19 protein-coding genes and 1 pseudogene are annotated in these 20,489 nt (G+C 69.3%); 14 read left to right on the plus strand and 6 right to left on the minus strand.

All coding sequences use genetic code 11. From position 1 onward, the window contains the following. Window positions 1-140: 140 nt before the first annotated feature. Both OG953_RS35380 and OG953_RS35385 read left to right on the plus strand, forming a co-directional pair. On the plus strand, window positions 141-719 hold the full coding sequence (locus tag OG953_RS35380) for a carboxymuconolactone decarboxylase family protein (RefSeq protein WP_405689295.1): 579 nt from the start codon (window positions 141-143) through the stop codon (window positions 717-719). Continuing rightward, a complete protein-coding gene (locus OG953_RS35385) occupies window positions 716-1,582 on the plus strand; it encodes an RNA polymerase sigma-70 factor (RefSeq protein ID WP_405689296.1) in 867 nt (288 codons plus the stop codon). Before OG953_RS35380 ends, OG953_RS35385 begins: the two co-directional genes overlap by 4 nt. A 402-nt stretch (window positions 1,583-1,984) precedes the next feature. Here OG953_RS35385 and OG953_RS35390 read toward each other — a convergent pair. Together OG953_RS35390 and OG953_RS35395 are read right to left on the minus strand one after the other, a co-directional pair. Next, a pseudogene (locus tag OG953_RS35390) lies at window positions 1,985-2,332 on the minus strand (trypsin-like serine protease); the annotation flags it as partial. Window positions 2,333-2,698: 366 nt separating this feature from the next. Then, window positions 2,699-3,679, minus strand: coding sequence for an ArsR/SmtB family transcription factor (locus OG953_RS35395; RefSeq protein WP_405689297.1), 981 nt, complete (start codon window positions 3,677-3,679; stop codon window positions 2,699-2,701). Between the two features lie 89 nt (window positions 3,680-3,768). On the opposite strand from OG953_RS35395, the gene OG953_RS35400 reads away from it, so the two are divergent. The 5 genes from OG953_RS35400 (at window position 3,769) to OG953_RS35420 (ending at window position 7,821) form a co-directional block, all read left to right on the plus strand. Then, complete coding sequence (locus OG953_RS35400; protein WP_405689298.1) at window positions 3,769-5,085, plus strand: MFS transporter; 1,317 nt, start codon at window positions 3,769-3,771, stop codon at window positions 5,083-5,085. Window positions 5,086-5,544: 459 nt separating this feature from the next. Further along, window positions 5,545-6,081: an HAD domain-containing protein gene (locus OG953_RS35405; protein ID WP_405689299.1), complete on the plus strand. Its 537-nt coding sequence runs from the start codon at window positions 5,545-5,547 to the stop codon at window positions 6,079-6,081. Continuing rightward, window positions 6,078-6,341 (plus strand): hypothetical protein, encoded by a 264-nt coding sequence (locus OG953_RS35410; protein ID WP_405689300.1) that lies wholly within the window; start codon window positions 6,078-6,080, stop codon window positions 6,339-6,341. Before OG953_RS35405 ends, OG953_RS35410 begins: the two co-directional genes overlap by 4 nt. A gap of 157 nt (window positions 6,342-6,498) precedes the next feature. Continuing rightward, entirely contained in the window at window positions 6,499-6,825 is a 327-nt protein-coding gene (locus tag OG953_RS35415; protein ID WP_405689301.1) for a hypothetical protein, read from the plus strand. A 21-nt stretch (window positions 6,826-6,846) separates the two neighbouring features. Beyond that, complete coding sequence (locus tag OG953_RS35420; RefSeq protein WP_405689302.1) at window positions 6,847-7,821, plus strand: methyltransferase domain-containing protein; 975 nt, start codon at window positions 6,847-6,849, stop codon at window positions 7,819-7,821. 202 nt (window positions 7,822-8,023) lie between these two features. Here the strand turns inward: OG953_RS35420 and OG953_RS35425 are convergent, their stop codons facing one another. Further along, window positions 8,024-8,161, minus strand: coding sequence for a hypothetical protein (locus tag OG953_RS35425; protein ID WP_405689303.1), 138 nt, complete (start codon window positions 8,159-8,161; stop codon window positions 8,024-8,026). Between the two features lie 138 nt (window positions 8,162-8,299). Between OG953_RS35425 and OG953_RS35430 the strand changes: the two genes are divergently transcribed. After that, window positions 8,300-10,120 (plus strand): glycoside hydrolase family 15 protein, encoded by a 1,821-nt coding sequence (locus tag OG953_RS35430; RefSeq protein WP_405689304.1) that lies wholly within the window; start codon window positions 8,300-8,302, stop codon window positions 10,118-10,120. Window positions 10,121-10,428: 308 nt separating this feature from the next. Here the strand turns inward: OG953_RS35430 and OG953_RS35435 are convergent, their stop codons facing one another. Then, window positions 10,429-11,268, minus strand: coding sequence for an SDR family oxidoreductase (locus tag OG953_RS35435; RefSeq protein ID WP_405689305.1), 840 nt, complete (start codon window positions 11,266-11,268; stop codon window positions 10,429-10,431). A 692-nt stretch (window positions 11,269-11,960) separates the two neighbouring features. On the opposite strand from OG953_RS35435, the gene OG953_RS35440 reads away from it, so the two are divergent. Genes OG953_RS35440 through OG953_RS35450 form a run of 3 tightly spaced genes read left to right on the plus strand, consistent with a single transcriptional unit; the run spans window position 11,961 to window position 14,795 of the window. Then, a complete protein-coding gene (locus tag OG953_RS35440; protein WP_405689306.1) occupies window positions 11,961-12,188 on the plus strand; it encodes a ferredoxin in 228 nt (75 codons plus the stop codon). Next, window positions 12,185-13,576 carry an NAD(P)/FAD-dependent oxidoreductase gene (locus tag OG953_RS35445; protein WP_405689307.1) on the plus strand — a complete coding sequence of 464 codons (1,392 nt, stop codon included), beginning with the start codon at window positions 12,185-12,187 and terminating at the stop codon, window positions 13,574-13,576. Before OG953_RS35440 ends, OG953_RS35445 begins: the two co-directional genes overlap by 4 nt. A gap of 13 nt (window positions 13,577-13,589) precedes the next feature. Then, a complete protein-coding gene (locus tag OG953_RS35450; RefSeq protein WP_405689308.1) occupies window positions 13,590-14,795 on the plus strand; it encodes a cytochrome P450 in 1,206 nt (401 codons plus the stop codon). 293 nt (window positions 14,796-15,088) lie between these two features. On the opposite strand, the gene OG953_RS35455 is transcribed toward OG953_RS35450, so the two are convergent. After that, the gene (locus tag OG953_RS35455; protein ID WP_405689310.1) at window positions 15,089-15,679 is read right to left on the minus strand and encodes a right-handed parallel beta-helix repeat-containing protein; all 591 of its coding nucleotides are present in this window, start codon (window positions 15,677-15,679) and stop codon (window positions 15,089-15,091) included. Between the two features lie 267 nt (window positions 15,680-15,946). On the opposite strand from OG953_RS35455, the gene OG953_RS35460 reads away from it, so the two are divergent. Then, complete coding sequence (locus tag OG953_RS35460) at window positions 15,947-17,119, plus strand: acyl-CoA dehydrogenase family protein (RefSeq protein ID WP_405689311.1); 1,173 nt, start codon at window positions 15,947-15,949, stop codon at window positions 17,117-17,119. 454 nt (window positions 17,120-17,573) lie between these two features. On the opposite strand, the gene OG953_RS35465 is transcribed toward OG953_RS35460, so the two are convergent. Beyond that, window positions 17,574-17,972 (minus strand): hypothetical protein, encoded by a 399-nt coding sequence (locus OG953_RS35465; RefSeq protein WP_405689312.1) that lies wholly within the window; start codon window positions 17,970-17,972, stop codon window positions 17,574-17,576. Between the two features lie 203 nt (window positions 17,973-18,175). Between OG953_RS35465 and OG953_RS35470 the strand changes: the two genes are divergently transcribed. Together OG953_RS35470 and OG953_RS35475 are read left to right on the plus strand one after the other, a co-directional pair. Further along, a complete protein-coding gene (locus tag OG953_RS35470) occupies window positions 18,176-18,616 on the plus strand; it encodes an Lrp/AsnC family transcriptional regulator (RefSeq protein WP_405689313.1) in 441 nt (146 codons plus the stop codon). 46 nt (window positions 18,617-18,662) lie between these two features. After that, entirely contained in the window at window positions 18,663-20,309 is a 1,647-nt protein-coding gene (locus OG953_RS35475) for an amidohydrolase (RefSeq protein WP_405689314.1), read from the plus strand. Window positions 20,310-20,489: the final 180 nt, after the last annotated feature.

A 20,489-nucleotide genomic window follows, 5' to 3' on the forward strand; every position in this document is an offset into this window, starting at 1 on the left:
GCAGTTCGATCGCGGCGAAGGCGCTGTCGGCGGCCCCTGCGCTGACGATCCATGCGCGGTGTCGACGGTTGTCACATGCGCGGGTCCGGCGGTGTCTTCATGCCGAACGGCCAAACAGGCACACGTACAAGGAGAACACCATGACGCTACGCGTCCCGAAGGCCGAGCTCACCGCCGAGCTCCGCGAAAGCATGATCAAGCAGCTCGGGGCCGTGCCCGAGCCCGTCGAGGTGCTGTGGAACAACCCCGAGCTCGCCGAGACCAACCAGGAGTTCGCGGCCAAGGTGGGCGCGTGGGACACGGCCGACGCGAGCCTCAAGACGTTCGCGCACATGGCCGTCGCGGCACAGGTCGGCTGCAGTTGGTGCCTCGACATCAACTACTTCCACGCGCTGAACCAGAACCTGGACCCGGCCAAGGCGAGCCAGGTGCCGCGCTGGCGGCAGTCGGAGGTGTTCACGCCGCTGGAGCGCGACGTGCTCGACTACGCCGAGGCCATGACGAACACGCCACCGACCGTCACCGACGAGCTGTCGAAGCGTCTGCTCGACCGGCTCGGCCCCGCGGCGCTGGTCGAACTCACCGTGTTCATCGGCTTCGCCAACATGGCGACCAGGTGCAATACGGCGCACGGGATCACGTCGCAGGGCTACTCCGAGGCCTGCGAGATTCCGCTGGCCGCGCGTCCGCAGAACTCCGGCGTGGCGTCGACGACATGACCCAGGACCCGTTCGTCACCCATCGCAGCCTGCTGTTCACGGTCGCCTACGAGATGCTCGGGTCGGCGGTCGATGCGGAGGACGTGCTGCAGGAGTCCTGGCTGCGGTGGGCCGACGTCGACCGTGCGCAGGTGCGTGACCCGCGGGCCTACCTCGTCCGAACCGTCACGCGGCAGGCGCTCAACCGCCTGCGCACGCTCTCGCGCAGCCGCGAGGAATACGTTGGCGAGTGGCTGCCGGAACCGCTGCTGACCAGCCCTGATGTTGCCGAGGACGTCGAACTCGCGGAGAGCGTCTCGATCGCGATGCTGACCGTCCTGGAAACGCTCGGGCCGACCGAGCGGGCGGTGTTCGTGCTCCGCGAGGTCTTCGATATGCCGTACGGCGAGGTCGCCGAGGCCATCGGGAAGTCCGCGGCCGCGGTGCGGCAGATCGCGCGGCGGGCACGCGAGCACGTGGCGGCACGGCGGCCGCGGGTGCAGGTGAGCCGGTCGGAGCAGCAGGCCGTGGTGGAGCGGTTCCTGCTCGCTTTGCGAACCGGGCAGTTGCAGGAGCTGATGGAGGTCATGGCGCCGGACGTGGTCATGATCGCCGACGGTGGCGGGGTTGTGGCCGCCGCTCCGGCCCCGATCCACGGGGTCGAACCAGTGGCGAAGTTGCTCGCGCGCGCGAACCGGGTGGTGGCCGGGTTCGATGCGACGGCCGTGTGGCTCAACGGCGCGCCCGCGGGCCGGATCGAGATCGACGGCGAGCCGGCTGCGGTGAGCCTCGTGGTGGAGAACGGGCGGGTCACCCGGATCTATGTGGTGCGAAACCCGCGGAAGCTGACGCGGCTCGACGAACCGGCCGAACTCGCCAGGTAAGGCCGCTGCTGCTCTCGTGTCGTGAGTGTTCCGGGCGGTTCCAACCGCCCGGAACACTCACGACGGCATCATCCGGTCGATCACCTGCTCCGGCGACCCGGGCACCTGCGCGGCATCACAGCACCCGCGTGCCACCGCGCCGCGCAGCCCTTGGCGGGAGTTCTCGGCCGGATATGACCACGCCCCCTGAAGGTCGCGCGCCGCTCCGAGCGGATGCGGGCCGAGTTCGTCGTCACTCCAGGGAGTGTCAACTCTTGTGACACCGAATTGCAGTTCCTGGTCCGTTCCTACCCGACCCCCAACGCACGACATCGTGATACGCGATGCCGTCAGTAGGTTCTGAGTAGCCTGGAGTTCCTGCACTGCCCTGGTGTCCGTGGGCCCTGCGGCGCGATGGCAGCCGTTCGTGCCGATGGTCTTCCGGTTCCAGCCCGCATAGGCGGGCACGCTGCTGTAGAGACCCGGCCCGCTCGCGCAGTTCAGGCTCGGGGCGCCGGGGCCCGACGTGGTTCCGATGAGTTCCCACCGCCCGCCCCTGCCCCGCTGGATCTGCGGTCCGCCGGAGTCCCCGACGCACGCCATGGCGTTGGGCACCCGGCTGATCGTGCACAGCCGGGTCTTGTCCGCGTATCCGGGCGCGCACTCGGCTTCGGCGCCCCTGCGGGTCTCGAGCTGCTGGAGCCTGTTGGTGAACACCGCCTTGGACAGGTCGTTCGTGTCGACGACGGTGCCGAAGCCAAGGAGCCGGGTGCGGTTGCGGATCTCCGCACCACTGACCCCAGCAGGCAGCACCGTCCGCAACGCCGCCCATTCCGCCTCGGTGCGCCGCCGCGAATCGGCGGGCCACGTGGCCAGGACCGCGGTCACGACACTGCGGCGGTGCAGGGCCAGCCGCAGGGTGCGCGCCGCGTACTCCTCGGCGGCCCGCCGCACCCGGTCCGAGACATACACCCCCGCCAAAGGTGGGTCGTCGAAGCGGCCTTCGCACTTCTGCGCTGGTTCCGCCGGCTGCGTATCCGCTGGGAAATCCGCGCCGACATCCACCAGGCCTTCGTCACCCTCGGCTGCGGAATCATCTGCTGGCGGCGCCTCAAAAAATAGTGCTGATCTGAGCCCTCAGCCCGAACCGCTGACCAGCGCCTCGCCGAGCGGGGTGCGCCGGTAGAGCACCGACCGTCCGGACCGGGCGCGGACGAGCAGCCCCGCGCCTCGCAGGATGGCGAGGTGGTCTCCCACCGCGCCGGGTGCCATGGCGAGGCTTCGGGCGAGGTGGCTGGTACTGGCCGGGGCGTCCAGCGCCACCAGCAGCCGGGCTCGGGACCGGCCGACCAGAGCGGTCAGCGCGTCCGGTCGGGGGACGCTCTCCTGTTCGCCCCACAGGGCGGCGGTGCCGCGGGCACGATAGATCAAGGTCCTGGGCCAGGGGTCTTCCAGGTGGGCGGCGATATTCGCGACGAAGACCGAAGGGATCAGCAGGAGCCCGTCGCCGGCGAGGCGGACTGTTCCGACTTGGGGGAAGTGGCCGATCTCGATACTGCCGGCTTGCCAGGCGATGCTCGGGTGCAGGCTCTCGATGGTCGTGACCCAGCCGTGTTCGCCGATCACACCCACCCGGTGCACGACGTCGCGCTCACAGATCGCGCGCAGTTGCGGCCAGTCCGTGGCGAGCAGCTCGTGCCACGCCTGGTCCATCGCCTCGGCGATCCTGGAGACGGCGTCCGTCGAGTCCAGCACTGCGCGTACGCGGGGATCACGGGCGGACGGGCCGGTCGCGTTGGTGGCGATTTCGTGGCGGGCCGCTTCCAGCGGTGTGGCCCGGATAATGGCGAGGTCGTCTGCCCAGGTCTGGTTGAGGCCGCGCGGGGGCGGGGCGACGAAGTTCGGTCCGGATTGCGGGGTGTGCAGGGCGAGGGCGGCGTTCAGTTCGCTCTCGCGGCGAAGCCGTTCGAAGGCCGGCAGGAGCCGGGTGGCCCAGGCTCGCGGCAGCGGCCTGTCTTGGCCGGCGAGCGAGCGTAGCAGGAAGCACAGGTCCATCGCGGGCGACAGTGCGAAGCGGCTGCGCAGCAGGTCCTCGACGGAGACTTCGAAGCGGAGCACCGCGCCATGCTACCGAAGGACGTCTGTTCCGATTCGTCCAGCGACGAATCATTGGTGAGTGGCGTGGGCGCACGGCGAGGCTGCGCGTCATGACCCCAACCGCCGAACCCGCGCAGGGCAACCACCGTGCCACCTACCGGGAGGTGCTGGCCGAGCCACGATTCCGGCTGCTCTTCTCAACCCGCACCGTCGCGATCACTGCGGACGCGCTGCGGATCACCACGTTCTCGGTGCTGGTCTTCTCGGCCACCGGCTCCGCGCTGCTGAGCGCACTGGCCTTCGGCATCGGCTTCATCCCGCAGCTGTTCGGCTCGCTGCTGCTGGGCTCACTGGCCGACCGACTGCCGCCCCGCGCGCTCATCACCGGCGGCTACGCCTTGACGTGCGCCGCCGCCCTGCTGCTCGCCCTGGTGCGGATGCCGGTCGCGGCAAGCCTCGGTGTCGTGGCGCTGGTCGCCCTCGCCACACCGGTGTTTCACGGCGCGTCGAGTCGGCTGGTCGCGCAGTCGCTGGAGGGCGACGCCTATGTACTGGGCCGTTCACTGAACAACATCGCCTCCTCCGGCGCGCAATTGCTCGGTCTGGCGCTGGGAGGTGCGGCCGTCGCGGTACTCGGCCCACACCGGGCACTCGCGGTAAGCGCCGCCCTTTACCTCGGCTGCGCGCTCGCTATCCGCCTCCGGCTACCCCGGCTGCAGCCGGGAGCGTTCGGCAGCACACCCGGCAGCGCTCGGGGCGATGGCGGGGCCGTCCGGGCAAGCCTGCACGGTGCCGGCCTGCTGCTGCGCGGACACACGGTACGACGACTGATGCTGGCCCAGTGGCTACCGCCCGCGTTCGTAGCGGGCGCGGAAGGTCTGATCGTCGCCTACGCGGGAGGACGCCACTTCGCGCCCGGCTGGTACGCGGTGCTGATGGGCTGTCTGCCGGTCGGCATGCTTGTCGGCGACCTGCTGGTGGGCCGACTGCTACGGCCACCCACCCGGGAGCGACTGGTGGTCCCGCTGATTGCGCTGATGGGACTGCCGCTGGTCGGCTTCGCCGCCGAGCCCGGAGTGGGCGTCTCGTCCTGTCTGCTGCTGCTCTGCGGCTTCGGATTCGCCTACGGTCTCGGCCTGCAACGGCCGTTCCTGGACGCCCTGCCGCAGGATGGCCAGGGCCAGGCCTTCGGTCTGCTCGGCTCCGGCAACATGACGCTGCAGGGCGTCGGGCCGGTCTGCTTCGGCTCGGTGGCCGCAGGCATCGGAACAGGCGGCGCAATCGCCCTGGCAGGCGGCGCGGCGACGCTGACCGCCGGCTGGATTCTCAGCTGGCACCCGCCCACCTCCCCGGTCCCCGTCCCGAACTGCTCAACGGGATCAGAGAACGGCACCGAACAGCATGCGTGTAGTTCTCCTGCGCAGTAACCGTCGCAGGTCGGGTCGGCCGCGAGCCGTCACGCACCCCACCCCCGCGTCTCTCTGACAGACAGCCATTCCCGATAGCTCATTGTGTTAGGAGTCCTTTAGACCGACCGGCAATTGGGGGGGCGTCACGGGGCTGGGGCACGCACCTCGTGGCGTTGTCGTCAATCACCATGTTCCCCGAGCTCTCGGCTTCGCTCGAGCAGGGGAGGCCCCATGCGCCATGGCTCAATCCTCCGCCTTGCGATGCACGCACCCCGGCCCCGCTCCTTCACCCACCCCCCAATTGCCGGTCGGTCTTAGACGCACTTCTAACGAGGAGGCCGCAGTGGTCGGTCCGGGGCTCGTCTTCAGACGCCCAAGCCCGTACACACGTAGGAGTTTGACGGTAGATCAGTCCGGGACGCGCGATCTGGTCCACGATGAGCAGACATGTCAAGAGTCATGTCGAGGGGAGAGAACATGCCGAACAACGGAGACTCGCGCCCACTGCTCTTCCTGGATGTAGACGGCCCGCTGAACCCGTACGACGCTGCATCGCACAAGCGGCCTGAGGGGTACAGCACGCATCGCATGCGGCCGACCGGCTGGGAGAACCCGTGGACAAAGCCCCTGAGGGTGTGGCTGAACCACGACCATGGCGCACAGCTCCTCGCGCTGCCTCACGAGTTGGTATGGGCAACCACATGGAGGGCAGAGGCGAACGAGTGGATCGGTCCGCATCTTGGGCTACCCACACTGCCGTTCGTGGACTGGCCCGCGACACCGGAAACCAACGCACGCCTGCACTGGAAGACTCAAGCACTGGCGCAGTACGCCGCCGGCCGCCCGTTCGCCTGGGTAGACGATGAACTCGGCCCCGAGGACCGGGAATGGCTCGCAGCTCACCATGGCGCGCCCACGCTTCTGCATTGGATCAATCCGCGTCTCGGTCTCCTGCCGGATGACTTCGCTGTCCTCACGAACTGGGCTACGGCTCTGCCCGAGGCTGCAGTGTGACCGAGCACACCCTCGACGGCCGACTGCCGACCGGCGCTCCCATCCGCCCGCTACTGTCCGCCGAATACGGCGGCGGCCTACGTGCTCGCCTCGCCGCGCTCGACACAGCAAGTGACGCCCACGCCCAGGAACAGTGGCCCGACAACACCACCCTGGCCTACCGGGCCGACTGGAAGACCTGGACCGCGTTCTGTACTCAGCTCCAGATCCCCGCCACCGCAGCCACCCGCGGCACGCCGACCGGTCGGGCCACAGCTTGAGGCGAGCAAGTTGGGGACGTGCCGGCGTTGTCAGTGGGAGCCGAGATGATTGCCCCAGATTCGGGCCCGCGGGGAAGCCGGGGCCAGTTGCTGCTTCGGACAAGGGGGAGTGCGCTGTGAGGACACTCGTGAGCGGCGAGGTGCTCGGAGACCCGACATGAGTAATGCTCAAGCCATGAAGATCGAACTGCTGGTCGTACCCGACTGCCCGAACACCCGGCTCGCAGCCGACCGGCTCCGCCAGACGCTTGACGGGCTGGGCCTGCATGACGTGACGTTCCAGACACACACAGTAGCCGACCAGGCCGAGGCCGAAGCAGCGCATTTCGCCGGATCGCCCACGTTCCTGATCGACGGACGCGACCCCTTTGCCGAGCCCGGCCGGGCCGCGGGACTGACCTGTCGGGTATACGCGACCCCGGACGGTCTGACCGGCGTACCAGCGACCGACCAGCTGCGCCAAGCCCTGTCCAACGCCCTCTAGGCTGACGGTCGAATCCGGCAAGTGGAGCGAACAGACATGCGCGACGACGCCAAGGAGCCTGCGGAGACACAGCTGCAGCACTGGCAGAACACCTACACCGCCCACCCGGGCCTGTACGGCGAGGAGCCCTCCGCCCTCGCCGTCCACGCCGCCCAGGTCTTCCGCGCGGCCGGAGCCAAGGACGTGCTGGAGTTGGGCGCCGGGCACGGCCGCGACGCTCTCTACTTCGCCCGAGAGGGCTTCACCGTCCAGGCCACCGACTTCAGCCCCGTCGGCCTGGAACAGCTTCGTCAGGCCGCCCGATCCCAGGATGTCGCCGAGCGGGTATCCATCGCGGTCCACGACGTACGAGAGCCGCTGCCCCTGGCAGACGCCTCCGTGGACGCAGTCTTCGCACACATGCTGCTGTGCATGGCCCTGTCCACCGAGGCGATCCACACCCTCGTGGGCGAGGTCCGCCGCGTGCTGCGGCCCGGCGGGGTACTCGTCCACACCGCCCGGCACACCGGCGACGCCCACTACGGCGCCGGCACCGCCCACGGCGACGACATCTACGAACACGGCGGCTTCGCCGTGCACTTCTTTCCCCGTCGCCTCGTCGACTTCCTTGCCGACGGCTGGACGCTCGACGAAGTCCACGCGTTCGAGGAAGGCGACCTGCCCCGCCGACTGTGGCGCGTCACCCAGACCTCTGCCCCGGTGAGCCCCGACCCGATACCCGCAGCGGACATCACCGTCGACGGCACCGGGTTGCTGTGCGTCACGCTCCTGCTGCGCCTCCGCAAGCAGATCGAGGGAGCGCCACCGGGCACCGTGGTGCACGTGATCGCGACGGATCCGGCCGCGCCCCTCGACCTGCCGGCCTGGTGCCACATGGTCGGCCACGACTATCTCGGCCCCATGTCCGGAGCACGCCAGGTGTACGCGTTCCGGCTGGCCGCAGCCGCGCGCTCCACGCTCCCTGATGCACCATGGCACCTCGCCCCGATTCCGTGAGGTCGGGACCGAGCTCCATCTCCTCGACAGCACGCAGGGAGATGCCGCGGTGACATTCCGCATCTTCTGATGGCCGCGGCCATCAGCACCGACCGCGGACTGTGGGGCCGCGCCCGTTGGCATCGCTTCCGGGACCGGGCTGCTCACCTAGGATCGAGCGCCGGGCCGCCCGCAGCTGCGCACCTGCGGACCGATCTCCAGTTCAGTGTCGGCTGGGGACCTGGGACACCCTCGAACCCGTCCTGGTCGCCTCCGAGCTGGTCGCGGAGATCAGCGCCGACACCACCATCGACCGCGAGGTGGCGGCACCCGCTTCCTTCTCGTTCTTGCCGGGTGTCATGTGGTCATGCCCTCGCGGGAGTACGAGGTAGCTTTCGCGTCACATGACACTGGTGATGGCGTGAGACTGCAATTGGTGGGGACGACTGGGGTGAGGGATGGTGGATGGTGGGGTGTTTTTCGAGACTCCGGAGCAGCCATGGACCGCTATCCCCCCATCGCCGAGCACGGTCTGGTGGGTGACCTGCAAACCGCGGCGCTCGTCTCGTCGCAGGGTGTCGTCGACTGGTTCGCCACTCCAAGGTTCGACTCTCCCAGCATCTTCGCCGCCCTGCTCGACCACGACCGCGGCGGGTACTTCAGTCTGGCTCCCGAGGACCCCGACGTTACCTGCAAACAGCTCTACTACCCCGACACGGCCGTCCTGGTGACGCGGTTCATGTCGCCGGACGGCGTGGGCGAAGTGGTCGACTTCATGCCTCCGGACCAGACCGGCACCGCCACGGACCGCCACACCCTGATCCGCGGTGTACGCGCCGTGCGCGGCACCGTCGACTTCACGCTCGAGTGCCGTCCGCGCTTCGACTACGGCCGGGCCGAGCATCAGCTCGAACTCGACGGCCAAGGCGCCCTGTTCCGGGCTCCGGGGATCGATGGGCACCTGCAGACCACCTTCCCTCTGGAGCGGGACGGCCAGGACGTGCGCGGCAAGGTGACGCTGAGGGCCGGTGAGTCCCACGGTGCGGTCTTCACCGTCTGCGCGTCCGGCGCCGAGGTGCCTGCCTTCCCCACCGTCGACGGGCTGACAGAACAGCTTCAGGAGGTCGTCCGCTTCTGGCAGCAGTGGCTGTGCCAGTCCCGCTACCGGGGCCGTTGGCCCGAGCTTGTGCACCGCTCGGTCATCACCCTCAAGCTCCTTACCTACGCCCCAACCGGTGCCTTGATCGCGGCGGCCACGACGGGTCTGCCCGAGCAGGTCGGCGGAGAGCGCAATTGGGACTACCGGTTCACCTGGGTGCGTGACGGCGCGCTGTCCGTGCGGGCCATGCTGGACCTCGGCTTCGTCGAGGAAGCCACAGCCTTTGTGCACTGGCTGGTGGACAGGTTGCGCGAACGTGAGGGCAAGGACGGAGAGCCGTTGCAGACCATGTACCGGATCGACGGCAACCCCGAACTGCCGGAAGAGACACTCGATCAATTCGAGGGCTACCGCGGTTCCTTCCCCGTCCGCATCGGAAACGGCGCTGCCGACCAGCTTCAACTCGACATCTACGGCGAGGCGGTGTACGCACTGGCGCAAGGGGGCGAGATCGCGCAGCAGGCCAGTTACCACGGGTGGACGGCACTGGCCAGAACACTGGACTGGTTCACCGAGAACTGGAACAGAGCGGACGAGGGCATCTGGGAGACCCGCGGCGGCAGAAAGGACTTCACCTACAGCCGGGTGATGTCCTGGGTCGCCTTCGACCACGGGCTTCGCCTGGCAGAGTCCTTCCGCAGGCCCGCTGACCTGGAAGGATGGCGCAGGGCAAGAGACGCCGTCTTCGAGCAGGTCATGCAACGCGGCTGGAGCGAGACGGAGCGCGCATTCATCCAGCACTACGACGGCGACGTCCTGGACGCCTCGCTGCTGCTCATGCCGAGGGTCGGGTTCATCGCCCCCAGAGACCCCTCCTGGCTGGCGACACTCGATGCGATGGACCGCAGGCTCGTTTCCGACAGCCTTGTCTACCGCTACGACCCGGCAGCATCGCCGGATGGGCTGCGCGGCTCGGAAGGCACCTTCAGTCTGTGCACTTTCCTCTACGTGGACGCGCTCGCCCGGGCGGGCCGGCTGCCCCAGGCCCGCTACACCTTCGAGAAGATGCAGACCTACGCCAACCACGTCGGACTCTTCTCCGAGGAAGTCGGTCCGAGTGGGGAGCAACTGGGAAACTTCCCACAGGCGTTCACCCACCTGTCGCTGATCATGGCCGCCGTCACCCTCGATGAGGCGCTCGACCATGAGCAGGGGCGCTGACCGCATGCCGCGGCTGAGCGGCGACGCGTTCGCCGAACTCTGCGAACGCGTCCGCCGCATGGTCGGTGCCGTCCACGCTTTTGCCTACCGAAGCGCCTTTGACGATGTCACGCCACGTCGCGTGCTGCCGGCCGCAGCCGAGAACAGGTCCGACACACGATGTCGATGACGGCGGCGCCGTACAGCGTCTCTGCGGCCGAACGGGGTCACCGTGACCGGTGACTGCCGCGGGGAGCGACGGCGATCGGCCCGGTGCCCTCGCCGAGGAGAATCACCCGGCGGGCAGTGACACGGTCTTGCATCGGCAGTCAGCCGCCGGTGGCGAAGCCGGGGAAGAGCGTCATTCCCCCGTCGACGTAGAGCGTGGCGCCGACGACGTAGTCGAGCAGGTCGGACGCGAGGACGACGACGGCGTTGGCGATGTCCCCAGGGTCGCCCACGCGGCGGTACGGGATCAGCCGCAGGAGATCGGCCTCGGCCTCGGGGCTCGACCAGGCGTCGCGGTTGATCGGCGTGCGGATCGCGCCGGGCGCAACCGCGTTGACCCTGATCCGCTGGGGGGCGAGCTCCTGGGCGAGGGTCTGCATCAACATGGCCACACCGCCTTTGGAAGAGGCGTAGTTCACATGTCCCGACCACGGGATGATCTGGTGGACCGAGCTCATGCAGATGATTTTCCCGGCCGCGCGGGACACCTCTTCCACCACGCCGCGCCGGACGAACTCTCTGGCGGCTTCCCGGGCGCACAGGAACTGGCCGGTCAGGTTGACGTCGATGACCTTCTGCCACTGGGCGAGCGTCATCTCCGTCACGGCCGCGTCCCGCTGGAGCCCCGCGTTGGCCACCATGATGTCGATGGTGCCGAATTCCTCGACCATCCGGGCGACCATGGCGACCACCTGGGTCTCGTCGGACACGTCGGCCTCGTGGGCGTAGGCACGGACCCCGAAGTCTTTGATCTGCGTCACGACCTTTTCGGCCTCGTCCGCGCCGGCGACGTAGTTCACCACAACGTCCGCTCCGGCCCGGCCCAGGGCGATGGCGGTCGCCAGGCCGATACCCGAGTTGGCACCGGTCACCAGCGCCTTCTGACCTCTGAGAAGTTGCGCGGACACGATCCTGCGGCTCTCGTCGACGCTACCTGCCACGATCTCTCCTCAGGCGATTTTGAAGGGTGCCCCCACCCGCGCGATAAACGCCTACGGGAACAGACGACGCACATGAGGCAGGGGGGCTGCTCGGCCTGCCCACCGGGACGGGCGCACAGGAGCCGACGCAGACCTGCGCACCAGACGAAAGCACTCTGTGCCGCGGGCGGACGGATCGCCGCGCCACGCAGCCGTGTTTCGGACGGGCACGTCACACGGTCGGGTTACGGGCTGCTTCGGCCGTTACCGGCTGTTCCTGCGGTCAAGGCCGGTCAGTCATGTCTGACGCACGGCAACCGGACGTTCCCCAGTCACATCGGGTATCAGAGGCAGCCTGCGGCTGAGGGCCCGCGACGATTGCTTTCAGGGCGTTCCTCCCGCACAGGCGATGGCCATCTACGCGGCCATCGCCTGATGCCGGCCCCCTTTCCGGCATGCGAGTGATATACGCGAGGGATACGCTGTTGAGGACAGTCAGGTTCTCCAGGCGGTGTCGCAGACACCGGTCACCAGGTTCGAGACGACGAGTCCTACCTGCGGAGACCTTTGATGAGCACCGCTGTCACCTTCGCATTCGAAGGGGCGGGCAACAGCCGAATTTCTCCTTCGGAGACCCACCCTCGCGTTCTGCGGGCCGACGCGGCGTTACCTCAGGGACCGCAGCTCTGCAGCCCCTGAAACGGAGGGTCGGCATGAGGGTTGTCGTAGATCTTTCCCGATGCCAGGGTTACGCGCAGTGCGCATTCCTTGCCCCAGACGTGTTCCGGATGCACGGCGAGGAAGCGCTGATGTATCACCCGAACCCCGACGACGCCCAGCGCGAACAGGTGGAACGCGCTGCGGCAGCCTGCCCGCTCCAGGCCATTCTCGTCGAGCAGCTGAAAGAGCGGGACGCGCCGGTGGAGGCGTCGCTGTCATGAGCAGCGCTCACACCCTCCAGGGGTTCAAGCGCGAAGGCCGTATCGCGATCGTCGGAGCCTCACTGGCAGGACTGCGGGCCGCGGAGGCTCTGCGCGGTGAGGGATTCACCGGGTCATTGACCATGATCGGCGACGAGTTGGGTGAGCCCTACGACCGGCCCCCCCTGTCCAAACAGGTGCTGACCGGGTGGGTGCCGACCGATGGCACCACGCTGCCGCGGCGTCGCGACATCGACGCGCAGTGGCTTTTGGGCGTGCCCGCCAGCGGCCTTGACCTGGCGACCAATCATGTGCACCTCGCCGACGGCAACGAGGTTGCCTTCGACCGAGTGCTGATCTCCACTGGAGTACGCGCCCGGCCCTGGCCCGTCGGGGCAGAAGCCTCCCTGGACGGCGTCTTCGTCGTCCGCACGCGCGGGGACGCCGACGGCCTGCAGCAAGCACTCGCCGCCGGCCCCTCCCGCGTACTGATCATCGGCGCGGGCTTCACGGGCTCCGAGATCGCCTCCATCTGCCGCGAGCGCGATATTCCGGTCACCGTCGCTGAGCTCGGACCCGCCCCGCTCGTCGGGGCGCTCGGCGCCATGATCGGTGACGTTGCCGCCGGCATGCAGCGTGCTCACGGCGTCGACCTGCGCTGCGGTGTCAAGGTCACCCAGTTGGAAGGTGATGCGCAGGGGCGGTTGTGCCGCGCTCACTTCTCCGACGGCAGCACCGTCGACGCCGACGTGGCGGTGGTGGCGCTGGGCGGCATTCGCAACACCGATTGGCTGCAGGACTCAGGACTGGCGGTAGGCGTATGGGGAATCGCCTGCGACTCGGGCTGTCGCGCCTTCGACCTCAACGGCCTGGTCACCGATGACGTCTTCGTCGCCGGAGACGTGGCACGCTGCCCGCACCCGGTCTACGAGTACCGCTTCATCTCACTGGAACACTGGGCCAACGCCGTGGAACAGGCCGACATCGCGGCACACAACATGGTCAACGCTCAGTCGGACCGTTGGCCGCACCTGGCCATCCCGGCGTTCTGGTCCATCCAGTTCGGTGTCAACATCAAGTCCGTCGGTGTGCCGACCTTCGCCGACGAGGTCGTTGTCACCCAGGGCTCAGTGCCCGACCACCGCTTCGTCGCCGCGTACGGCTACCAAGGCCGCGTCACCGCGGCGGTCAGCTTCAACAACGCGAAGTGGCTGGACCACTACCGAAAGCTGATCGAGACGGCCGCGCCCTTCCCGCCACCCTGCCCCACACCCGATCAACCTGTCGACGCGAAGCCGGTGCCCGTCGACTTCCCCGGCCCCACCCTGCTCAGCCAGGGCGCCACCGTAGTGGTCACCGGCCATGAACCGAGCGAGCGGCACGTCACGGCCGTGCGGACCCACCGGTAGGAGGGAAAGCAACATGACCGAGACCAGCACCCTGCACCGAATCCTCGACTACTCCGCCCGCGCCGACCCGTACCCGCTGTACGCCGAGCTGCGCAAGACCCCGGTGGCCCCGCAGGAGGACGGCAGCTACGTCATCAGCACCTACCGCGAGATCACCGACATACTCCACAACCCGCACCTGAGCTCGGACGTCCGCAACCTGTCGCGACCAATGCCCTCGGCCGAAGGGCGGGACACGCCCTCGTTCATCAACATCGACCCGCCCGAGCACGACCGCCTACGGCGCCTGGCGATGCGCCACTTCGGCCCCCCGCGCACCCCGGGGCTGGTGACCGGCATGCAACCCGACCTGACCGCGATCGTCAGCAGCCTGATCGACGACTTCGCGGACAGGCAACTGATCGACATCGTCGACGACTTCGCCTACCCGTTCCCCGTCACCGTGATCTGCCACCTGCTCGGCGTGCCACGCGAGGACGAACCACGGTTCCACCAGTGGGTCAACGCCATCATCGACTCGCTCGACTACGACCCGAAGACCGACCCGCCGGAGAAACTGAACGATGGCGTGCAGGCCACCAAGGACATCCGTCAGTATCTCGGTGGGCTGCTGGAGCCACGCCACGACCGGCCCGGCGACGACCTGCTGTCACGGTTGGCCAACGATGACGGGCCCGATGGGCGGATGACCGACAAGGAAATAATCAGCACCGCCAACCTGCTGCTCATCGCCGGCCATGAGACCACCGTCAACCTCATCACCAATGGCATGCTGACGCTGCTGCGCCACCCGCACGTGCTCCAACGGCTGTGCGACGAACCGGACCTGATCGTGCGACTGGTCGAGGAGCTGCTTCGCTACGAGCCTCCCGTCCACATCATCCCCTGGCGGGCGGCGTACAGCGACATCACCATCGCTGACACCGTCATCCCCAAGGGCTCCCAGATCATGCTCATGCTCGCCTCCGGCAGTCGCGATCCGGACCGCTTCGACGATCCCGACCGCTTCGACCCCGATCGACAGGACAACCAGCACCTCGGGTTCGGCAGCGGCATCCACCTGTGCTTCGGCGGCCCGCTGGCCCGGCTGGAAACCCAGATCGCACTCAGCGAACTGGTCCGCCGACTCGACCGGCCCAGGCTGGTAGCCGACCCGCCGCCGTACCGGCCCAGCCCGGTCCTGCGAGGTCCGATTCATCTGCACATCGAGCAGAGGTGATGGGACTGTGGCCGAGGCCCTCACCGCGTGGGGTGCAAGCCGGAGCCACGCGGTGAGAGTCAACCTCGTGGCCGGTCAGCTCCACGGCGGCACCGGGTGTACGACGACCGAAACCCACCGCCTCCGGTGAACCTTCCCGATCGCAGCTCTATATCGGCCTGGGGCAACGTCGGTGCAGTGCAGGGAGATTGAGCGCTCCTGCGATCAGGTGGAACGCACGGAGCGGCCGTGGCCGCTCTGCTCTCCGCTGTCGCCGTACTGTTCCTCGGCGCGTGCGGGACACAGGTGGCCGGTCAAGGGGGAGAGACGTCACCGTCGCCAACGGCGACCGCGCCGATCCCGTGGACCTCGATGGAGTCCTCCACGGTCACCGGAGCCCGCCTCACCGGCGACCGCCGCACGCTGATCCTCGACGCGCAGGTGCCCAGTGGCGAGCACCCTTGTGTGCGGGACCTTGGCGCCGCCGATCCTGGCCCTGCGCACCAGCGGGTTGGCGCCGCTGCGTTGTCCGGACGCCCGTGCTGCCCGCGTCGAGCACTTCGAGGCGGTCCAGCTTCGGCGACCGACTCCTCCTCCAGCAGCACACCCGTCCGCGCGCAGTCCCGGACGGTCAGACCGATCAGCACCGGGGACGCCGAGCCCCGTACATGCAGCGCGGCGTCCTCGGCCGAGTCCAGCCGGCAGTCCTCGAAGGTACCCCGGGCCCGGTCCGAGACGAGCAGCCCAGGACCCTTCGTCCGGGCGGTACGGCACCGGCGCAGCAGCGGATCGGTACCGCCCGACAGGACGATGCCCGGCCCGGTCGTGCCGGTCACCCGGATGTCCTCCAGCACCGTCCGGGCCGACAAGGAGAGATGGATGCCGACACTGGTGTCGTGGACCACGGTCCGCAGCACCTGGGTGGTGCGCTGCTCCTCCAGCGCGATGGACCCGCTCGCCGCCGAGTCGCTCCGTCACCCCGTGACGGATATCGTCCGATCGGGCATACTCAAGCCGCCACAGCCGCTGGCCAGCGACTCCCGAAATCCGGGAGACCGGCATCGGTTGGGTAGCAGTGCTTCTCCGGGCCGTGCCCGGAAGCCCCCCGGCGGCGCCGCCCACACCCCGCGCGCGCGACCGTCGCAACGCCCGACAGGGAGGAGAGCGCCGTCATGACCGACCGTGCCCCGCAATTGGTGGAACGCCGTCTGCCCACCGAGGAGTCCAGGCAGCTCGTCGCGCTCGTACGCGACATCGCTCAGCGAGAGATCGCGCCACGGGCGGCCGAGGAGGAGGACGCCGGCCGGTTCCCGCGCGAAGTCTTCACTCTGCTCTCCGAGTCCGGATTGCTCGGACTGCCCTACGACTCCGCCCACGGCGGTGGTGACCAGCCGTACGAGGTCTACCTCCAGGTCCTCGAAGAGCTCGCGGCCGCCCGGCTCACCGTCGGTCTCGGTGTCAGCGTCCACTCCCTCGCCTGCCACGCGCTCGCCGGATACGGCACCAAGGAGCAGCAGGCCGAACACCTCCCGTCGATGCTGGGAGGTGGCCTGCTGGGCGCCTACTGCCTCTCCGAGCCCGCCTCGGGCTCGGATGCCGCCTCGCTCCGTACGAAGGCCGTGCGGGACGGCGACGACTGGGTCATCACCGGCACCAAGGCATGGATCACCCACGGCGGCATCGCCGACTTCTACACGGTCCTGGCCCGCACCGGAGCCGAGGGCGCCCGCGGCATCACGGCCTTCCTGGTCCCCGGCGACGCCGAGGGGCTGAACGCGGCCGCCCCCGAGAAGAAGATGGGTATGAAGGGCTCGCCCACCGCCCAGCTGAACTTCGACGGCGTACGGGTCGCCGACGCCCGGCGGATCGGCGAGGAGGGCCAGGGCTTCGCGATCGCCCTGTCCGCACTCGACTCCGGACGCCTGGGCATCGCCGCCTGTGCGATCGGCGTCGCCCAGGCCGCTCTGAGTGAGGCCGTCGCCTATGCCACCGGGCGGCAGCAGTTCGGCCGGCCCATCGCGGACTTCCAGGGCCTGCGCTTCATGCTCGCCGACATGGCCACCCAGATCGAGGCGGGCCGGGCGCTCTACCTGGAGGCGGCCCGGCTGCGCGACGAGGGCAGGCGCTTCTCGCGCCAGGCGGCCATGGCCAAGCTGTTCTGCACGGACGCGGCCATGCGGGTGACCATCGACGCGGTCCAGGTGCTCGGCGGATACGGCTACACCCTCGACTTCCCCGTCGAGCGGCTGATGCGCGAGGCCAAGGTGCTGCAGATCGTCGAAGGTACCAATCAGATCCAGCGGATGGTCATCGCGCGCCACCTCGCGGGTCCTGAGACGCGCTGACCCGCAGCGGTCGCTCCGACCACACGGGCGTCGTCATGATCCGGTTCCACTCCTGGTCATGGCGGCCCGGCAGGGTCCGTCCCGTGCCCTCCCAACGACGCAGCAGGGACCGGTAGATGGGCGGATCGGTGGAGTGCGGCGCCGGTCGCGGCGTGGACCGGGGAGGCGCGGGCTGCGGCACCGGCTGTGAACCGGGCTGCGGAACCGATTCTTCGGCGGTCGGAGCGCTGAGACGGCGGTGACCGGGACCGGCCGTTGAGTGCAGCAGGGTCATGCCTGGCCAACGGTGCGGGGCGGGCCCGGGTCACTGCTTGGCCGATTCGCGAGCCCGTTCGCCGGGTCCCCGGGGGCGGAGTTTCATCGACCGCGGGCACCACGCCGGCCGGGCCGGCGTGGTGCAGCGCAGATGCGCCGGATGCGTCCGGGCGGTCCCGCGCAGGTGCGGGAAGGGTCCTCAGGCGGCGTCGCGCCGCATCTGCGGCACCCGCAGCGGGCGCGAGCCGGGGCCGCCGGCATGCGAGAACGGCTGCATTCGCCAGTCGAGTCCCTGAGGGAGCGTCAACAGCAGGGCCGTCTCCTGCTCCTGGAGGCCGAGCGACTCGTCGGCGGGCCGCGTCTGGGACACCGCGCGCCCGGTACCGGCACAGACCGTCAGGACGAACGGATTCCACGGAGTCGGGCACAGCGCGTGCTCCGGCAGTACGTCCTCGTCCGCCAGCAGCGCGATCGGCTGCGCGCAGTCCGGGCAGATCACCCGGTACATCTCGAACATGTCGTACGCGTCGGGAGCGGTGTCCTCGACCGGATCAACAGGCTCCGGTTCGGTACGTCCGGTGAGCTTCAGGCTCTGCATGGGAAATTCCCCCCTCGGGTGGGCCGACAAGGCGCCACGGCCTCGACCACAGCAAGCACTTCCCGTCGCGCATCGGCCGTAACCACGAGGGGGTCGACTACCCACCCGTAAACCTGTGGCATTCGTCACATGACCGCCGCGGGGGCCCTTCGGGAGCCCTCACCGCTGTGCCTGGAGGGGCCTGGGGCAATAGGTTGATCCGTATGGAGGAGCTGGACCGACAGATCGTGGAGTTGCTCGTCAAGGACGGGCGGATGAGCTATACCGACCTGGGCAAGGCCACGGGCCTGTCCACCTCGGCAGTTCATCAGCGTGTCCGCAGGCTGGAGCAGCGCGGGGTGATCCGGGGCTATGCCGCGGTCGTCGACCCCGAGGCCGTCGGCCTGCCGCTCACCGCGTTCATCTCGGTGAAACCCTTCGACCCGAGCGCGCCGGACGACATCGCGGAGCGGCTCGCGGGCGTCTCGGAGCTGGAGGCGTGTCACAGCGTCGCGGGTGACGAGAACTACATCCTCAAGGTGCGTGTCGCGACCCCGCTGGAGCTGGAACACCTGCTCACCCGGATCCGCTCGCTGGCCGGTGTCTCCACCCGGACCACCGTCGTACTCTCCACGCCGTACGAGGCCCGGCCCCCGCAGATCTGAGGGGGCCGCGGAACGCGCGGGTCCGGGCAGGCGCGAGACTGGTCCCATGACCGAGAGCACCGCCCCCCAGAGCGAACACCGCACCGTGCTGCTGCGCGGTGGAGACGTCCACAGCCCCGCCGACCCCTTCGCCACCGCCATGGTGGTCGAACGCGGCCATGTCGCCTGGGTGGGCTCGGAAGGGGCCGCCGACGCCTTCGCGAGCGGCGTCGACGAAGTGATCGACCTCGAAGGTGCGCTGGTCACCCCTGCGTTCACCGACGCCCACGTCCACACCACATCGACCGGCCTGGCCCTCACCGGCCTCGACCTCTCCGGTGCCCGGACCCTCGACGAGGCGCTCGGTCTCCTGCGCGCTTACGTGGCGGCGCACCCCGCGGACCGGGTCGTCCTCGGCCACGGCTGGGACGCCACACGCTGGCAGGAGCAACGCCCGCCGTCGCGCGGCGAGCTCGACGCAGCCGCCGGCGGACGGCCGGTGTACCTGCCCCGTATCGACGTGCACTCCGCAGTCGTCACCACCGCCCTGCTCGATCTGGTCCCGGGCGTCACCGAACTGACCGGGTACCACCCCGACGCCCCGCTGACCGGCGCCGCCCACCACGCCGTGCGCTCCGCGGCCCACGGCGCCGTCTCGCCGCAGCAGCGCGCCGACGCCCAGCGCGCCGCTCTGAGCCACGCCGCGTCGCTCGGCATCGGCACCGTCCACGAGTGCGGCGGCCCGGACATCTCCGACGAGGAGGACTTCGTCGCGCTGCTCAAGCTCGCCGCGGAGGAGAGCGGGCCACGGGTCTTCGGCTACTGGGCCGAGCAGGTCGGCGACGAGAAGGACGCCCGGCGCATCCGGGAACTCGGTGCGATCGGCGCCGCCGGGGACCTCTTCGTCGACGGCTCGCTCGGCTCGCACACCGCCTGCCTGCATGAGCCGTACGCCGACGGTCCGGCCGGACACACGGGCACCGCCCACCTGGACGCGGCGCGGATCGCCGCCCATGTCACCGCCTGCACCGAGGCCGGGCTGCAGGCCGGCTTCCACGCCATCGGCGACGCGGCGGTCTCCGCCGTGGTGGAGGGCGTCCGGGCCGCCTCCGAGACGCTCGGTCTGGCCCGGATCCGGGCCGCCCGGCACCGTATCGAGCATGCCGAGATGCTCACCCCCGAGACCGTCGCCGCCTTCGCGGAGCTGGGTCTGACCGCTTCCGTGCAGCCTGCCTTCGACGCGGCCTGGGGCGGCGAGGAGGGCATGTACGCGCAGCGGCTCGGTGCCGAGCGGGCCAGGACCCTCAACCCGTATGCGGCGCTCCTGAGGGCCGGTGTGCCCCTGGCCTTCGGCTCGGACAGCCCCGTGACCCCGCTGGACCCGTGGGGCACCGTACGGGCCGCCGCCTTCCATCGCACGCCCGAGCACCGGATCTCCGTGCGGGCCGGCTTCACCGCCCACACCAGGGGCGGCTGGCGGGCCGTCGGCCGCGACGACTCGGGGATCCTCGTACCCGGCGCCCCGGCCGACTATGCGATCTGGCGCACCGCTGACCTGGTGGTCCAGGCCCCGGACGACCGGGTCGCCCGCTGGTCGACCGACCCGAGGTCGGGAACGCCCGGCCTGCCGGACCTCACCCCGGGCGCCGAGCTCCCGGTCTGCCTGAGCACCGCAGTCTTCGGACAAAATGTCTACGTGCGGCCGAACGAGTGACGTCCGGACATTTCGTACCGCCGATCGAAGACGTCCCCGCTCCGTCGCGACCTGCGGATCTTCACTACTGACCAGGCAAGTTCCGTAAACATTGCAGGTCAGGCGGCTATTGACAGAACGCGCCCACCGGCCGGTAGGTTCGGCCGAGTCCACCACAGGACGTCCGACCGGTTAAACCTC

This window comes from Streptomyces sp. NBC_00057, from assembly GCF_045041165.1.
GTDB lineage: Bacteria > Actinomycetota > Actinomycetes > Streptomycetales > Streptomycetaceae > Streptomyces.

Excerpts from the sequence above, each read along its gene's own strand:
- OG953_RS35380 (WP_405689295.1), top strand. The coding sequence starts at position 141 with ATGACGCTACGCGTCCCGAAGGCCGAGCTCACCGCCGAGCTCCGCGAA.
- OG953_RS35385 (WP_405689296.1), top strand. The coding sequence starts at position 716 with ATGACCCAGGACCCGTTCGTCACCCATCGCAGCCTGCTGTTCACGGTC.
- OG953_RS35400 (WP_405689298.1), top strand. The coding sequence starts at position 3,769 with ATGACCCCAACCGCCGAACCCGCGCAGGGCAACCACCGTGCCACCTAC.
- OG953_RS35405 (WP_405689299.1), top strand. The coding sequence starts at position 5,545 with ATGCCGAACAACGGAGACTCGCGCCCACTGCTCTTCCTGGATGTAGAC.
- OG953_RS35415 (WP_405689301.1), top strand. The coding sequence starts at position 6,499 with ATGAGTAATGCTCAAGCCATGAAGATCGAACTGCTGGTCGTACCCGAC.
- OG953_RS35425 (WP_405689303.1), bottom strand. The coding sequence starts at position 8,161 with ATGACACCCGGCAAGAACGAGAAGGAAGCGGGTGCCGCCACCTCGCGG.
- OG953_RS35430 (WP_405689304.1), top strand. The coding sequence starts at position 8,300 with ATGGACCGCTATCCCCCCATCGCCGAGCACGGTCTGGTGGGTGACCTG.
- OG953_RS35440 (WP_405689306.1), top strand. The coding sequence starts at position 11,961 with ATGAGGGTTGTCGTAGATCTTTCCCGATGCCAGGGTTACGCGCAGTGC.
- OG953_RS35445 (WP_405689307.1), top strand. The coding sequence starts at position 12,185 with ATGAGCAGCGCTCACACCCTCCAGGGGTTCAAGCGCGAAGGCCGTATC.
- OG953_RS35450 (WP_405689308.1), top strand. The coding sequence starts at position 13,590 with ATGACCGAGACCAGCACCCTGCACCGAATCCTCGACTACTCCGCCCGC.
- OG953_RS35460 (WP_405689311.1), top strand. The coding sequence starts at position 15,947 with ATGACCGACCGTGCCCCGCAATTGGTGGAACGCCGTCTGCCCACCGAG.
- OG953_RS35465 (WP_405689312.1), bottom strand. The coding sequence starts at position 17,972 with ATGCAGAGCCTGAAGCTCACCGGACGTACCGAACCGGAGCCTGTTGAT.
- OG953_RS35470 (WP_405689313.1), top strand. The coding sequence starts at position 18,176 with ATGGAGGAGCTGGACCGACAGATCGTGGAGTTGCTCGTCAAGGACGGG.
- OG953_RS35475 (WP_405689314.1), top strand. The coding sequence starts at position 18,663 with ATGACCGAGAGCACCGCCCCCCAGAGCGAACACCGCACCGTGCTGCTG.